Source organism: Duganella sp. Root198D2 (assembly GCF_001428585.1).
In the GTDB taxonomy this organism is placed as follows: Bacteria; Pseudomonadota; Gammaproteobacteria; order Burkholderiales; family Burkholderiaceae_D; genus Rugamonas.
On record NZ_LMIC01000002.1, the window covers coordinates 206,412 to 222,968 of the forward strand.

11 protein-coding genes are annotated in these 16,557 nt (G+C 63.3%); all 11 read right to left on the reverse strand.

From position 1 onward, the window contains the following. Window positions 1-60: 60 nt before the first annotated feature. The 11 genes from infB to ASE26_RS03875 all read right to left on the reverse strand — a co-directional run bounded on the left by infB (window position 61) and on the right by ASE26_RS03875 (window position 16,417). The gene (gene infB, locus ASE26_RS03825) at window positions 61-2,949 is read right to left on the reverse strand and encodes a translation initiation factor IF-2 (RefSeq protein ID WP_055933242.1); all 2,889 of its coding nucleotides are present in this window, start codon (window positions 2,947-2,949) and stop codon (window positions 61-63) included. A 63-nt stretch (window positions 2,950-3,012) separates the two neighbouring features. Further along, a complete protein-coding gene (gene nusA / locus ASE26_RS03830; RefSeq protein ID WP_055933239.1) occupies window positions 3,013-4,578 on the reverse strand; it encodes a transcription termination factor NusA in 1,566 nt (521 codons plus the stop codon). Further along, entirely contained in the window at window positions 4,575-5,063 is a 489-nt protein-coding gene (gene rimP, locus ASE26_RS03835; protein ID WP_055933236.1) for a ribosome maturation factor RimP, read from the reverse strand. Before rimP ends, nusA begins: the two co-directional genes overlap by 4 nt. A gap of 229 nt (window positions 5,064-5,292) precedes the next feature. After that, window positions 5,293-7,332: a 23S rRNA pseudouridine(2605) synthase RluB gene (gene rluB / locus ASE26_RS03840; protein WP_055933233.1), complete on the reverse strand. Its 2,040-nt coding sequence runs from the start codon at window positions 7,330-7,332 to the stop codon at window positions 5,293-5,295. Further along, a complete protein-coding gene (gene scpB, locus ASE26_RS03845; RefSeq protein ID WP_055933230.1) occupies window positions 7,319-8,053 on the reverse strand; it encodes an SMC-Scp complex subunit ScpB in 735 nt (244 codons plus the stop codon). The genes rluB and scpB overlap by 14 nt, the downstream gene beginning before the upstream one ends. A 180-nt stretch (window positions 8,054-8,233) precedes the next feature. Continuing rightward, window positions 8,234-9,244 (reverse strand): glucokinase, encoded by a 1,011-nt coding sequence (locus tag ASE26_RS03850; RefSeq protein ID WP_055933227.1) that lies wholly within the window; start codon window positions 9,242-9,244, stop codon window positions 8,234-8,236. 211 nt (window positions 9,245-9,455) lie between these two features. After that, complete coding sequence (locus ASE26_RS03855) at window positions 9,456-10,445, reverse strand: VTT domain-containing protein (protein WP_055933224.1); 990 nt, start codon at window positions 10,443-10,445, stop codon at window positions 9,456-9,458. 30 nt (window positions 10,446-10,475) lie between these two features. After that, window positions 10,476-12,698, reverse strand: coding sequence for a response regulator (locus ASE26_RS03860; protein ID WP_055933221.1), 2,223 nt, complete (start codon window positions 12,696-12,698; stop codon window positions 10,476-10,478). Window positions 12,699-12,768: 70 nt separating this feature from the next. Then, window positions 12,769-14,442, reverse strand: coding sequence for an ABC transporter ATP-binding protein (locus ASE26_RS03865; RefSeq protein WP_057245633.1), 1,674 nt, complete (start codon window positions 14,440-14,442; stop codon window positions 12,769-12,771). 1 nt (window position 14,443) lies between these two features. After that, window positions 14,444-15,472, reverse strand: a complete 1,029-nt coding sequence (locus tag ASE26_RS03870; RefSeq protein WP_057245634.1) for an ABC transporter permease — start codon at window positions 15,470-15,472, stop codon at window positions 14,444-14,446. Window positions 15,473-15,481: 9 nt separating this feature from the next. Continuing rightward, window positions 15,482-16,417: an ABC transporter permease gene (locus ASE26_RS03875; RefSeq protein ID WP_055933212.1), complete on the reverse strand. Its 936-nt coding sequence runs from the start codon at window positions 16,415-16,417 to the stop codon at window positions 15,482-15,484. Between the last annotated feature and the right edge of the window lie 140 nt (window positions 16,418-16,557).

The window sequence follows — 16,557 nt, forward strand, 5'->3', positions numbered from 1 at the left end:
GTGCCCTGCCCCGCTCTCGCGAGGCGGGAAGCACCCGCCGTGTATCGCGCCGTCCTGCTGTTACAGGGTACGGGCGATCTCCTGCACTTCGAACACTTCGAGCACGTCGCCGACGACGATATCGTTGTAGCCCTTCAGGTTCAGGCCGCATTCCAGGCCGGCACGAACTTCTTTCGCATCGTCCTTGAAACGCTTGAGCGAGTCGATCTCGCCGGTCCACACCACGATGTTGTTGCGCAGCAGGCGTACGGAAGACGAGCGCTTGACCACACCATCGGTAACCAGGCAGCCGGCAATCGCGCCAACCTTGGAGACCAGGATGACCTGGCGGATCTCGACCTGGCCGGTAACGGTTTCCCGCTTCTCCGGAGCCAGCATGCCCGACAGCGCCGCTTTGACCTCTTCGATCGCATCGTAAATGATGTTGTAGTAGCGGATGTCGACGCCGTTGGTCTCGGCCAGCTTGCGCGCCTGTGCATCGGCACGGGCGTTGAAGCCGATGATGACTGCCTTGGAGGCGGTCGCCAGGTTGACGTCCGATTCCGTGATGCCGCCCACCGCTGCGTGCACGATCTGTACCCGCACTTCGGAGGTCGACAGCTTCTGCAGCGAGCCAACCAGCGCTTCCTGCGAACCTTGCACGTCGGTCTTGACGATCAGCGGCAGGTTCTTCACTTCGCCTTCGGCCATCTGGTCGAACATGTTCTCCAGCTTGGCCGCTTGCTGCTTGGCCAGCTTCACGTCGCGGAACTTCCCTTGGCGGAACAGGCCAATCTCACGGGCTTTACGCTCGTCAGCCATGACCATTGCTTCTTCACCAGCAGCCGGCACCTCGGTCAGGCCTTGGATCTCTACCGGGATCGACGGACCAGCTTCGGAAATAGACTTGCCGTTTTCGTCCAGCATCGCACGAACGCGGCCGAAGGACGAACCAGCCAGCACGACGTCGCCGCGCTTCAGGGTGCCCGATTGCACCAGGATGGTGGCCACGGGACCACGGCCTTTGTCCAGGCGAGCTTCCACTACCAGGCCGCGCGCAGGCGCTTCGACCGGAGCTTTCAGTTCCAGCACTTCGGCTTGCAGCAGCACTTGCTCCAGCAGGTCGTCGATGCCCTGGCCAGTCTTCGCCGACACCGGCACGAATGGCGAATCGCCACCGTATTCTTCCGGCACCACTTGCTCGGCCACCAGTTCCTGGGTCACGCGGTCAACGTTGCCGCCCGGTTTGTCGATCTTGTTGATCGCCACTACCAGCGGTACGCCTGCGGCCTTGGCGTGGGCAATTGCTTCTTTGGTCTGCGGCATCACGCCGTCGTCGGCAGCCACCACCAGGATGACGATGTCGGTTGCTTTCGCACCGCGGGCACGCATTGCCGTAAAGGCTTCGTGGCCCGGGGTATCCAGGAAGGTGATGCTGCCGCGCGGGGTGTCCACGTGGTATGCGCCAATGTGCTGGGTAATACCGCCGGCTTCGCCCGACGCTACTTTGGCGCGGCGGATGTAGTCCAGCAGCGAGGTCTTACCGTGGTCGACGTGGCCCATCACGGTCACCACTGGTGCGCGCGGGGTTGCTTCGTACTCGGCGTGTTCGCCCTGGTCGGCCAGCAGTGCTTCCGGATCATCTTCAGCGGCAGCGAAGGCTTTATGGCCCATCTCTTCCACCACGATCATCGCGGTTTCCTGGTCCAGCACCTGGTTGATGGTGCACATCTGGCCCAGCTTCATCAGCTGCTTGATCACTTCCGATGCCTTGACTGCCATCTTGTGCGCCAGTTCGGCCACGGTGATGGTTTCCGGCACGTGCACGTCATGCACGATCGCTTCGGTCGGCTGCTGGAAGTTGGTTTCACGGTCATCGTGATGGCCGCCGCGGCGACCGCCCCTACCACCAGCACGCCAGCCGTCGCGGCCGCCGGCGTTGCCGCCGGTGCTGCCGCCGCGGCCTTTGCCGGCACCGCCGCCTGGGGCGCCACGGCGCTTTTCATCCTGCCAGGTCGAAGCCACGTTGGCCGACTTGATGGATTTCTTGTCGCCAGGCTTGGCATCCTTCTTGTCGCCGCCAGGAGCAGCTGCGGTCGTCGCAGGCTTCTTGTCGGCTGGCTTGTGCAGCGTGCCTTCAGCAACCTTCGGCTTGGCAACAACCGCTGCGGGTGCCGGCTCGGGAGCCTTCATCACGCGGCGCGGCTGGCTCATCATCAGTTTGATCTGGGCCACTTCGTCTGCAACAGCCTTACGGGCACGTTCGGTCGCTTCCGCGCGCTCGGCGGCTTCCTTGGCGGCGACTTCGTGCTTGCGCTTGGATTCTTCGGCATCAGCCAGGCGTTTCTTTTCTTCTTCGTCGGCGGCAGCTTTCTGGGCGGCGCCGGCGGCAGCGGCAGCAGAAGCCTTCTCGGCGGCGGCCTTGTCGGCGGCGGCTTTCTTGGCTTGATCTTCCGCTACACGCTTGGCTTCCTCTTCGGCGGCCTTGGCTTGTGCAGCCTTTTCCTCGTCGAGTTTGGCCAGGCGCTCCTGCTTCTCTTTCAGTTCCGCTTCCTGGCGAGCGATCAGCTCGGCCTGCCGGCGTGCGTCTTCTTCACGGCGCGCCTGCTCGGCGGCGTCGATCACCGGTGCGGCCGGTTTGGCGGTCGCGGTGGTGGTCAGGTCGTCGCGCTGCACGAAGGTACGCTTCTTGCGTACTTCGACCTGGATGGTGCGGGCCTTGCCGGAGGCGTCGGCCTGCTTGATCTCCGTGGTCTCTTTACGAGTCAGGGTGATCTTTTTCTTTTCGCCCGGTTCTGCCCCTGCGCCGTGGGTACGGCGCAGATGTTCCAGCAGCTTGTCCTTATCATCTTTTGACAATGGATCTGACGCCGAAATCTTGTCGACGCCAGCAGAACGCAGCTGCGACAGCAGCAAATCTGCAGGCATCTTCAGTTCGGTGGCAAATTGGGCTACGTTGTTACTCGCCATTCAGTCCTCTTTTCTATGTGTCTCGATGATAATTAAAGCTGCTTCTGCTGTTCAGGCCATGACTCAGGCCTTGGCCGTTTCGGATGATGCCCATGCCTTGGCTTGCAGCGCCTTGGCACGATCATCGTACTTACCGTCGACCAGCTTCATTTCATCGTCGGTCACATTCTCAAACTCATTCGTAATCAGTTCACGTGCGCGGTCCGACGACAGGGCCAGGATGGCGCCGAACTCGTCGTAGGCCAGACCGGCAAATGCTGCCAGGGTCTTGATGCCTGCGAGGCCCAGCTTGCCCGCGGTAACGCGGTCCATGCCTTCCAGGCCAACCAGCTGTTCTTCCATGCCTTCCAGGCCCTCTTCCGAAGCAATCGCCTCGGTTACCAGGGCGTCGCGGGCGCGGGTGCGCAGCTCGTTGACGGTGTCTTCGTCGAACGCGTCGATGTCCAGCATTTCGGAGATCGGCACGTAAGCGATTTCTTCCAGGCTGCTGAAGCCTTCTTCCACCAGGATGTCGGCCACTTCCTGGTCCACATCCAGTTTTTCCATGAACAGTGCGCGCACTGCAGCGGTTTCGGTAGCCAGCTTGTCGGCCGATTCTTCCGCGGTCATGATGTTGATCTTCCAGCCGGTCAGCTCGGAAGCCAGGCGCACGTTCTGGCCGGAGCGGCCGATGGCGATGGCCAGGTTTTCTTCGTCAACCACCACGTCCATCGCGTGCTTGTCTTCGTCAACCATGATAGAGGACACGTTGGCTGGTGCCAGCGCGCCGATCACGAATTGCGCAGGATCTTCCGACCACAGCACGATGTCCACGCGCTCGCCGCCCAGTTCACCGGTCACGGCCTGCACGCGCGAGCCGCGCATGCCGACGCAGGTACCGATCGGGTCGATGCGCTTGTCGTTGGTGTGCACAGCGATCTTGGCGCGCACGCCGGCGTCGCGTGCAGCGGATTTGATCTCCAGCATGCCTTGTTCGATTTCCGGCACTTCCAGTTCGAACAGCTTCATGATGAACTCTGGCGCGGTGCGCGACAGGATCACTTGCGGGCCGCGCATATTGCGGTCAACACGCAGGATGTAAGCACGTACGCGGTCGCCGATACGCAGGTTTTCCTTTGGGATCATCTGGTCGCGCGGCAGGCGTGCTTCGATCTTGCCGGATTCGACGATCGCATCGCCGCGTTCCATACGCTTGATGGTGCCGGTGACCAGCGCGTCGCCGCGCTCCAGGAAGTCTTGCAGGATCTGCTCGCGTTCAGCATCGCGCACGCGCTGCAGGACCACTTGCTTGGTATCCTGGGCGAAGCGGCGGCCGAATTCCACGGATTCGATCGGCTCTTCGATGTATTCATCGACTTCGATGTCCGGGATCTGTTCTTTCGCTTCGAACAGCAGCACTTCCTGGTCAGGCAGCTGCAGGCCCGCTTCGTCCGGCACGACGTGCCAGCGGCGGAAGGACTCGAACTCGCCGCTTTCACGGTCGATCGAAACGCGAATATCCACTTCGCCTTCATAGCGCTTCTTCGTGGCTTGCGCCAGTGCGAACTCGAGCGCGCCGAACACGACTTCCTTGTCGACGTTCTTTTCGCGCGCCAGCGCATCAACCAATAACAATACTTCGCGACTCATGCTTTGCGGCTCCCAAAATTCACCTGCGGCACCAAGCGTGCCTTGTCAATGTCCGCGAGCGTGAAATTCAGCACCGCAGGACCTTCTTTACCTTCAAATTCAATACCCAGTTGCTCGCCATCAGGCTCCGTCAGGATGCCCTGGTAGGACTTACGGTTCGCGGTGCCTGGAATGGCCATGCGCAGCTTGACGATGGCTTCGCTGCCGGCAAAGCGGACGAAGTCGGCGAACTTGCGCAGCGGACGGTCCAGGCCAGGCGACGAAATCTCGAGGCGTTCGTAAGGAACGTTCTCAACCGTCAGCACGTGCGACAATTGGTGGCTCACCGTGGCGCAGTCTTCGACCGTGATCAGGCCTTTTTCTTCTGCTTCTTCTGCCGTGAAATCGATATAGATGCGCAGCAAACCACGTTCGGCCCGTTCGAAATCGACCAGGTCGTAGCCGAGGCCAGCGACGGTTTTTTCAATCAATTCAAGCAGTTGCAAAGAAAATCTCCAGATACTTAAAACGGTTCAACCAAAAAAAAATGGGCAACTGCCCATCTTTCGTTACTGCAGCCAGATGAAAGCACTCTCAGCAAAATAAACTGCGAAGAACTTTAACTAGGCTGCTCATTATAGCGTGATATTGATTTCGCTGCAATGCCGCATACCACATCGGGAGCGGGTGTAACAATAGCAAGGCGCTTAAAATCCAACACCTTGCCGGGCTGCGTTAGCCTTTGCGGCGGCGCGGCATGCCGTGGTCGGATGCCCCGCCGCGCGGCTGGTGGCCGCCGCGGCGCTGCTGGCCCTGGCCATGGCCCTGGCTGGCAAAACCAAACGTCGTCATCAGCGGATCAGGCTGGCGTGGGCCGCCCTTGCCCTGGCCCTGCCCTTGTCCTTTACCCAGGCCCTGCCCTTGCCCCTTACCCGGACCGGCGCCTTTGCCCTTGCCTTTGCCGCCGGCACCGCCACCTGCACCACGGCCGAAGCCGCCCGGCTGCTGGTCGCCAAAGCCGGCGCCGCCATGCCGCGGAGCACCGAAGTAGCCTCCTTGACCCTGGCCCTGGCCACGGCCGCCACGTGGCGCCTGCGGGAATGGATCGGCATTCTTGTTGCTCACATCCATGCGGTTGCCGTTCGGCTCACGCTCGCGCTCGCGCTTGCCCTGGCCACCCTGCGGCTTGGCAGCCTCGCCTGCGCCTGCACCGCCCTCCTTCTTGAAGCCCACCGCCGACAACAGGTCGCGCACAGTGTTCTCTTCCATCTCTTCCCAGCGGCCGCGCTTCAGGTTGCTCGGCAGGGTCAGCGCACCGTATCGGGTACGGATCAGGCGCGACACGGTCAGGCCGATCGCCTCGAACATGCGGCGCACCTCGCGGTTACGGCCTTCGCCGATCACCACGCGGTACCATTTGTTGACGCCTTCACCGCCGCCATCGGCAATCTTGGTGAACTGCGCCAGGCCGTCCTCCAGCTCGACGCCGGCCAGCAGTTTCTGGCGCATACCCTCTTCCAGCTCGCCCAGGGTCCGCACGGCGTACTCGCGGTCGATGTTGTAGCGCGGATGCATCAGGCGGTTGGCCAGGTCACCGGAGGTGGTGAACAGCAGCAGGCCTTCGGTATTGAAGTCCAGGCGGCCGACGGCCAGCCATTTGCCGGTTTTCATGTTCGGCAGGCGGTCGAACACCGATGGACGGCCATCCGGGTCGTCGTGCGACACGATTTCACCGGCCGGCTTGTGATACACCAGCACGCGCGGTGGCTTCTTGGACACTTTGCGCTGCACCAGCTTGCCGTTGATGCGAACCGCATCGGTCGGCAGGATGCGCTGGCCGATGTGGGCCGGTTCGCCATTCACCGACACGCGGCCGGCGACGATCAATTCTTCCATGTCGCGGCGCGAGCCCATGCCCGCTTCCGCCAGCACTTTGTGCAACTTCGGTGCATCGTCTTCTGCCGTCAGGTCGCGGCGAGCCTTGGCAGGCTTGCTGGAACCGCCTTCGTCGCGGTCGAACGCGTCCGAGGTGACGAAGGAGAACACGGCATCGGCTTCGGACGATTTGTCCTTGGCTTTCATCTTGTTGCCGAAAGCGCCGTGCACGCGCGGCTTCTGGCCCTGGCCGCCCTGGGTCCTGCCCTGGCCAGCCTCGCCGACTGGCGCGCCCTGGCCGTCGCCATGTGCCGGCTTGCCGTGCTTGCCTTTGCCCTTATGCTTGCCGTGGCGTTTTTCAGCCGGCACAGCGGATGGCCACGGGGTGCCGCCTTCGGTGGCTGCGGTAGCTTCAGTGCCTTCGGCGCCCGCAGGCGCGGCCGGGGCCGGCTCGCCGGCCGATTCAGATGCCACGGCAGCAGCCACAGCAGCCTTCTCAGCCTGGCGCTGGGCGCGCTGTTCGCGCATCTGGCGCGGGCCGCGCGGTGCACGGCCGCGATCCTTGCCCTCACCCTCAGCGGCTGGCGCGGTTTCTGCCGGCGCCGGGGCGGCCGGTGCCGCAGCGGCATCCAGCGCCGGCGCGGCTTCCGCCGCCACGGCCTTCTTGGCGCGTGGCTTCTTCAGCGGCGCAGCCTCGGCGCTGGCAGCGCCGTGCTCGCCGGCCTCGGCTGCGGCTTCAGCTGCCACAACAGCCTTGGTGCGACGCTTTGGTTTTGGCGCTTCGCCGGCAGCCAGAGCGGCGGCATTATCCGCCTCAATCTGCGCCTTGGTGCGGCGTTTCGGCTTGGCGGGTGCGGTGTCGGCGGCGCCGGTCTCAGGGGTGTTATCAGGCTTGTTCATTATTCGTTTCTGCAAAGGGCTCGACGTTATCGGGCGCCGGGTCGTCTATTACCGACGGCGCCTCGACCGGCGTCGCCTCTTTCTCTTCTTCTGCTGCTTGTGCTTCCTGCGCCGCCTTCTCGAAGTTTTCTGTGAGGCGAGCCTCCAGCACTTCCAGCGGATTTTCATTCTGCGTATCGCTGATCTGCTGCAGGGGCGGCAGCTGCGACAACGATTCCAACCCCAGGTCGTCCAGGAACTGCTTGGTGGTCCCCAGCAAAGCCGGGCGGCCCAGTACATCGCGGTAGCCGACAGTGTCGACCCAGCCGCGGTCTTCCAGCATCTTGATCGTCTGCGAATTCACCGCAACGCCGCGGATTTCCTCGATATCGCCGCGGGTAACCGGCTGGCGATAAGCGATGATGGCCAGCGTTTCCAGCGTGGCGCGCGAATACTTCTGCGGCTTTTCCGGATTCAGGCGTTCCAGGTACATCTTCATTTCAGGCCGGCTCTGGAAGCGCCAGCCGCTGGACAAGCTGACCACCTCGATGCCGCGCCCCTGCCAATCCAGGCGCAATTCTTCCAACAATTCCTTGATCGTATCGGCGCCAATGCCGGCGCCGAGCGGATTGCCCTGGTCGTCGGTTTCGACGTACAGCTTTTTCAGGCTGTGGATCGATAAGGGTTCACGGGCGCATAGCAGCGCAGCTTCGAGGACTTTCTTAGCCTCTGCATTATCCATACACTACAAGCTGGTTGTGTAACTTAGTAAGAAGGCGCCGGACCGCTACGCGCCGGGGCGAGAGTCTCAGGTGGAGAGCGTTTTCAGGGCGAAAACAAGGCAGGCGACAGGCGCCGCTTCATCCAACTTGGGCAATTGTACCCGATAAAACCGGGAAGAAGTGTAAAAGCCTGAATTCGCTTAACCGGCGAGGCGCTCGGACAGTATTGCCGAAACACCAACAAAGGCCGGGTACTCGGCAGTAATTACATAGGTGGGGATGGCCGCCAGGTATTGATTGAAGCGCCCTTTTTCCTCAAAGCGCGCACGGAAGCCGGAGCGATCGAAGCGATCGCCCAGGCGCGGCACGATGCCGCCGCCAATATATATACCGCCGGTTGCCCCCAGGGTCACGCCCAGGTTGCCGGCAATGGTGCCGAGCATGGTACAGAAGTGTTCGATCGCGTCGTCGCACAGCGGGCATTCGCCAGCCAGCGCCCGGCGCGCAATTTCCGGCGCCGGCAGCACCGGCTCATCATGGCCGCGCCGGGCCACCAGCGCACGGTAAATCAGCTCGATCCCCACGCCTGACAGCAAACGCTCTGCCGACACATGCGGGAATTCTGTCCATGCATATTGCAAGATCGCCACTTCTTCCGGATTCATGGGCGGGAAGCTGACATGGCCGCCCTCGCTCAGCAGCGCGGTCCAGCCCGACGCCGACGGGATCAGGCCCGACACACCCAGGCCGGTACCGGCGCCGATCAGTCCCAGCGGCGCGCCGGCCTGCGGCAGGCCGCCCCCGACCTGGCGTTTCTGGCCCTCCGCCAGCAGCGGCAGCGAGCGCGCCAGAGCGGTGAAATCATTGGCCACCACCAGCACCTCAAAGCCAACCTCCAGGCGCAGCGCCTCGATCGAAAACTCCCAGTGGTGATTGGTCATCCTAACGTAATCGCCATTGACCGGATTGGCAATCGCGATCGCACCATGGCGCACACCCAGGCCGGCTGCGGCCACCACATCCGGCAGCGCCAGGTAGGCTTTCAGCGCCGCACCCAGCGTTGCATGGGCGGCACCGGACAGCACATGGATGTTATCAATCCTGCCAGGCGCCAGCTCCAGCGCAAACCGGGCATTGGTACCGCCGACGTCGGCCAGCAGGCGCGGGCTTGGGAAGGTGGCAGGCGTTGCGAAGTTGGTCTGAACAGTCATGGGCGCAAGCAGTTAAGTTGAGCCTTAATGCTAAGGGATATGTTAGCCAGGACGCAAGGATTTCTTTGTAGTTTGAGTACAAGAACGAGGTAAATTAGGTTCGGATGCTACATAGCGGGATATATCGCAGGTAGTATGACTACTCACCCCATCCCCGGCAGGCAAGCGCCGCCCTGCCCGGAAGGGCATGCGGCAGGTCGGCGTTCACGATTTAATGGCGGGAATCTGCGGGCGTAAGGCCGTCCGGCACATGTTCGGCAATTACGGCAGATTCGCTTTCGCCGCGGAAAGCGGTATTCCAGGCATCGAGGCCGCCGTGCAAAGGCTTGGCGCGCTTGTAGCCGTGGGAATGCAGCTGCTTCGCCAGCTTGGCGGCAGTAACATCGTTCGGGCAGCTGCAGTAGACGATGATGTGGCGGTCCTTCGGCAAGGACTTGATCACGGCCAGCGGGTCGCTCGCCCCCACCAGCAAGGCTCCCGGCACCGGCGGGTCGAGCATTTGCGCGGTAGCGCTGCGCGCATCCACCATCACCGGGTCGTGGCCGGAATCGAGCAGTTCCTTCAGTTCAGCGATGCTGATACGCTCGGTCTGCATCGCCTTCTGGAAGCGGCGGCGCTCGATGAACTTGGCCAGCACGAACAGGCCGAGCAGGATTACCAGCACCGTCAGCGCCGTCGATCCCATGGTCGACAGCACGTCGAGTACTTTATCGACATCGGCATGGAAATAGGCGCCGATCAGCAGGCCGGTGGCGCTCCACAGCAATCCACCCAGCAGGCTGAAACCAAGGAAGGTCGGCATGCCCGTGCCGAGCGCGCCGGCCATCGGCGGCGCAATGGTATTGAAGCCGGGGATGAATTTGGCCACCACCATCGACTTCGGGCCCCATTTGCGGAAATTGTCTTCCGTCTGGCTGACGCAGTAATCCGGCGACAGCGAGATCTTGCACAGCAGCTTGAGGATGCGCTTGCCAAAGCGGCGGCCGGCGCGGAACCAGAAGAAATCGCTGAGCAGGCATGCCAGCATGGCAACGCCCAGTACCACGGGAAACGGCGCGCTGTTGCTGTTATCGATGGCCAGGGCACCGGCCACGATCAGCACTGGATAGGCAGGAATTGGCAACCCCATCTGTTCGACCAGCACCACGGCAAAGACGATCAGGACACCATACTGCTGCAACAAGGTAATTAGGTTAGCCATAGTTCGCCTATGGTAGCGCAAAACGGGGGGCTAAGGCAGGACCCCCTCGACATACTGCAGCGAGAGCAGTTGCTGCAGCATGCGGAACAGCTTGTCCTGCTCCACCGGCTTATGCAGGAAGTCGTCGGCGCCGGCCGCCTGCGCCTGCTGCCGCTCGCCGCCGAAGGCAGACGCCGTCAGCAATACCACGCGCGGCTGCGGCAGGCTGTGGTCGGCGCGCAGGCGGCGCGTCGTTTCCAGCCCGTCCAGTACCGGCATGCGCCAGTCCATCAAGACCAGCTCCGGCTGCGATGCCGCAATCGCGTCCAGTGCTTCCACGCCATCCGACGCCTCCCGCACGTCGAAGCCGGCCGGCACCAGCATACTGCGCAACAGGTGGCGCCCCTCGCCACCATCATCGACCACCAGGATGCGCCGCCCCTGGTGCTTTGGCGCTAACTGTGGCAGGCGCGCCAACGGCGCCCCGGCATCGGCTTCTTCCGCCTCGATGGTGAAGCGGAATACCGTTCCCTCGCCCGGCGGCGGCGCTGCCTCGATTTCCAGTTCACCGCCCATGATGCGCACGTACTGGCGCGAAATGGCCAGGCCAAGGCCCGGATCCTCGGGAATCCCGGCCCGCGCGGCATGCACCGCGAATGCCAGGCCGTGCCGCCCGCCCGGCAGGACGGTCGGACGCAGCGAAAGCCTGACCGTGCCATCGTGCGCAAATTTGAGCGCGCTGGTGACCAGGTTGAGCAGCACATGGCGCACTTTGGCGCCATCCATCGTCAAGGCGCGCGGCAAGGCGCCGCATTCAAGTTTCAGGACCACCCCGGCCTGTGCGGCGCGCTCGCCCACCATATCGCACACATCGCGCAGCAGTTGCGCCACATCGACCGCTTCCCGCTGCACGCTGACGCCGCCGGCCTCGATCCTGGACAGCTCGAGGATGTCGTTGATCAAAGCCAGCAAATGCTGCCCGCTGCGATGGATGATCGCCATATTGCGCTTTTCATCGGCCGTCATGGTGCTCGATTGCGCCATCAGGCGCGAAAAACCGATCACGGCATTCAACGGCGTGCGCAGTTCATGGCTCATGGTGGACAGGAACACGCTCTTGGCGCGGCTGGCCGCCTGCGCCTCCGCGACGGCGACCGACAGGGCCGCCGTGCGCTCGCTCACCAGTTCTTCCAGGTGGCTGCGGTGGCGCCGCAATTCCTGCTCGCTTTCGGTGGCCTCGGTCACGTCGATGCTGACGCCCACCATGCGCACCACCTTGCCCTGCACATCGCGGAAGGAACGCGCCATCGAACGCAGGTGGCGCAGGGTGCCGTCAGGCCGGCGCACGCGGAACTGCAGGGAGAAGTCGCGCTCGCCGGTCAGGGCGGCCGCCACCTCGGCGCGGGCGCGCTCGCGGTCTTCCGGCACTACGCGTTCCAGCCAGGCCTTGTAATTGCCCCCTCCCAGCCGGGTGCCCAAGCCATACTGGCGCATGATCTCGTCGTCCTGGATCAGTTCATCGTAGATCACGTCCCAGTCCCAGATGCCGATGCGGGCAGCGCGGGTGGCCACGCTCAGGCGCTCTTCGCTTTCGCGCATGGAGCGGTAGCGGCTATCGAGCAGCTCCCACATCTTGTGGATGGAGTCCTTCAGGGTGCGCAGTTCGCCGTAGAACCAGGCTTTTTGCGGCGTGTCGCCCATGACGTACTGGCCGACCGCCTTCAGCGGCCGCAGGATCAGGAACCACAGCAAGCCATACAGGCTGGTGACCAGTACCGCCGCCAGCACCAGGATCGCAACCAGGTTGGAGCGGCGCTGGTCCTGCAGGTCCTGCCGCATATAGGCGGGCGTGGCGAAGACTTTGATGGTGCCGATGGTGGCGCCATCGACCACGATCGGGCGCTGGGCCACCAGCATGTCGGGCATGGTCGCCAGCGGCAGGCTGGTTTCCAGCTTGTCGCCTGCGCCACGCTGCACCACCTGCTCACGCTTGCTGCCGCTGCCGTACAACACGATCGCATGCAGGTCGCGCTGGTTCATGCTGGCGCGCATGATGGACAGCACCTGCTTGTCGTCGAAGTTCCAGGCCGGCATGGCCACACCCAGAGCCAGCTGGTCGGCGCTGATATTCAGCACGCGCTGCAGCTCCTGCCAGCGCTTGCTGCTCGCGGAATTGTAGGAGTAGGCGGCGAACACCAGCAGCACGGCGCTGACGATGGTCGTCAACGCCACGCTGACCAATAATGCGATGGAGGCAACTTTGTTCGAACGCAAAGACCTGCTCCGGCCGGGGCGCTGCGGTATGCAGCGCAGATGGCCAGTGTGCCAGCTTTACATGGGCCGATCAAGCAGCCCTGGGAATGGCCGCCAGCAGCGAACGCGTATAGGGATGCCGGGGATTGCGATAGAGTTCATCGGAATCGGCCATTTCCACCACTTCCCCCTTGTGCATCACCATCACCTGGTCGGAAATGTGCTTCACCACCGACAGGTCGTGCGAGATAAAGATATAGGACAGGCCGAATTCGTCCTGCAGGTCCTGCAGCAGGTTCAGCACCTGCGCCTGCACCGACACATCCAGTGCCGACACCGATTCGTCGCACACCAGGATTTCAGGCTTCATCGCCAGGCAGCGCGCGATGGCGATGCGCTGCCGCTGGCCGCCTGAGAATTCGTGCGGATAGCGATGGCAGGCTTGCTGCGGCAACCCTACCCTCTCCAGCAGCGCCAGCGCCATCTGCGTGCGCTCCGCGTCGCTGGCGCCGATGGCGTGCAGCCGCATCGGCTCCAGCAGGATCTGGCCCACAGTGAAGCGCGGGTTCAGCGAGGCATACGGATTCTGGAAAATGATCTGGATGCGGCGCTTGAACGGCTGGAATTCCCTGGCACTCATGGCCAGCAGGTCGCGTCCCTCGAACAGGGCGCTGCCGCCTGTCGCCTGATGCAGGCGCAGCAGGGTCAGGCCGACGGTGGACTTGCCGCTGCCCGATTCGCCCACCACGCCCAGCGTCTTGCCGCGCGCCAGCTTGAACGACACGCCTTTGACGGCCTGTAGTTCGCGCTTGCCGAACAGGCCTTCGCGCAGCCAGAAGCTTTTTTTCAGGCCCTGCACGTCCAGCACGATATCGTCATCCGGGGCGCTGCCGCGCGTACGCTGCGGCTGCTGTTCGGCGGCGCCGAAACGCCCCTCCATGTAATCGTTGATCACCGGCAGCCGCAGCGGGCGCGCGTCGAGCGACGGCCGGCAGTGCAGCAGCGCACGGGTGTACAGGTCTGCCGGTTCGGCGAATACGGCGCGCGCATTGCCGCTTTCGCGCACTTCGCCGTGGCGCATCACGATCACGTCATCGGCGATCTCCGCCACCAGGCCCAGGTCGTGGGTGATGAACAGCACCGACATCTGGTGCTTTTTCTGCAGGCCGGCAATCAGCTCCATGATCTGCTTCTGGATCGTTACGTCCAGCGCCGTGGTGGGCTCGTCGGCGATCAGCAGCCTGGGCTTGCAGGCAATGGCCATGGCGATCATCACGCGCTGCTGCTGGCCGCCCGACATCTGGCCCGGGTAGGCATCGATCCTGGTCGCAGCATCGGCGATGCCGACCTCCTCCAGCAGTTCCAGCGTACGGACGCGGGCGCTGCGCCGGTCCATCCCCATGTGCAGGCGCAGCACTTCGCCGATCTGGAATCCGACCGTGAACACCGGGTTCAGCGACGACATCGGCTCCTGGAAAATCATCGCAATCTCCTTGCCGCACATGGCGCGGCGTTCGGCAGCCGACTGGTGCAGCACTTCGCGGCCCTCGAACAGCGCGCTGCTTTGCGCGTCGATCAAGGTCGTCTGCGGCGGCAGCAGGCCCATGACCGCCAGCGAGCTGACCGACTTGCCGCTGCCCGATTCGCCCACCAGGGCCACCGTGCGGTTGTGCGGGATATCGAAGGAAACGCCCTTCACCGCTTCGACCGTATTGTTCTTGTCGGTGCGGAAGCGGATGCGCAAATTGCGGACCTGTAGCAGCATGTCATTTCACCTTGGGATCGAGCGCGTCGCGCAGGGCGTCGGCGAACAGGGAGAAGGCCGTCACCAGCAAGGCCATGGCGCTGGAGGCAGCAGCCAGTTGCCACCATTTGCCGAGGATTAGTTCACTTTGGGCTTCGTTCAGCATCGAGCCCCAGCTCACCACGCCGACCGGCACACCGAAGCCGAGGAAGGACAGGATGACCTCCGCCTTGATGAAACCCACCACCAGGATCGACACCTGCACCAGCGCCACGTGGCTGACATTGGGGAAGATGTGGCTGAACATCTTGCGCCAGGCCGATGCCCCGATGGCATCCGCCGCCATCACGTATTCGCGCGCCTTGTGCTTGATGTACTCGGCGCGGATCAGGCGGTAAGGGCCGGTCCAGCCGGTCAGCCCGAGGATCAGGACGATAGTCAGCACGCCTTTCTGCTGCAGCACCGCGGCCACGGTCAGGATCATCAGGATCGAGGGGATCGAGGTGAACACGTTGTAGAACCAGTTGAAGAAATCATCCACTATTCCGCCATAAAAGCCGGAAACTGCGCCGAACAGCGTGCCCAGGCCGACCGCCAGCGTGGCTGCGGCCAGCCCCACCACGATGGAGGTCTCGCCGCCCTTGATGGTCTTCAAAATGATGTCGTGGCCCCATTTGTCGGCGCCGAACGGCAGACTTGGCGCGCGCCCGCCGGCCGGCTCCGCGACGGCTTTGCCCAGGGTGGCACGCAGCTCGCGCAGGTCGGCGGCTAAGGGGTCGAATTCGTTGGCGGGCGGTGCGCTGTCCGCAGCGTCCGGCACGCCCGGCGCGCTGGACGGCGGCGGCGCGGCGCGCGGCGCGGCAAACGTCGGCGGCGCGTAATTGAGCGCGACCTCCTCCTCCCAGCCCGCGGCCACCATGCCGCTGGCGGAGGCCGCAAGCAGGAGCAGGAAGGCTGCCACCACCGCCAGCGCCGCCATGGCCAGCCGGTCCGCCCGCAGGCGGCGCCAGGCCAGGGTCCACAGGCCGGCCGAATCATGAATTGCGTGCATGTGCGGTCCTTACTTGAGCTGTACGCGCGGATCGACAGCCTGGTACAGCACGTCGGTCAGCAGGTTGAATACCATGGTGGCCACGGCAACGTAGACGGTAATCGCCTTGATGACGGGGAAATCGGAGCGCTCCACCGCCAGGATCACTTCGCGCCCGATGCCCGGGATGCCGAAAAAGCGCTCCAGCAGGAAGGCGCCGATCAGCATGGCCGGCAGGTTGGCCATCACATGGGTGATGATCGGGATCGCCGCGTTGCGCAGCACATGCACCCACATGACGCGCCGCTCAGGCAGGCCTTTTGCGCGCGCCGTGCGCACGTAGTCCTGGCCCACTTCGTCCAGCACGAAGCTGCGGTACAGGCGCAAGGTGGGCGCCAGCGATACGGCCAGCCCGATCAGGATCGGCAGTGCGGCAAAACGCAGGTTCTCCAGCAGGCTGCTGCCCCAGCCCTGCACCGGAAACCAGCCGGCCTGATAGGCGAGCCAGTACTGGAACACGATGATGTAGACCAGGATCGAGATCGACATGCCCACCGTGCATGCCAGCATGACTGCACGGTCCGCCAGCGTGCCGCGCAGGAAGGCGAGCGCCAGCGCCAGCGCGATGCCAAGCACAGTCTCCAGCACTGTCAGCGGCACCAGCACCGTCAGCGAAGGCCCGAGCCGGCTCGTGATGATGTCCGCCACCGCCTCTCCCGTGGCCCAGCTCTGGCCGAAATCGAAGGTGGCGATCTGCTTCAGGAAGATGCCGAGTTGCACGTACCAAGGCTGGTCCACCCCCAGCTGGCGGCGGATATTTTCGATGCTGGCAGCATCAGACATCTTGCCGGCCAGCAAGTAGGCCGGGTCGCCGCCAACCCAGTTGAACAGCAAAAACACCAGCAGCACCACGCCCAGCAGAGTCGGCGCCATTTGCCAGGTGCGACGTATCAAAAATGAAATCATCCTTGGCAATTATTCTATAAGTGGTTCACGTAGTATCGTTTCATAAATGAGACGGTTCGTCTGAAAAATGTATCGCTTACCAGTTTTTAATTGACGCAATGTTAGCCCAAATGCTCTCATCTTTCTCCGAGGAATCACCT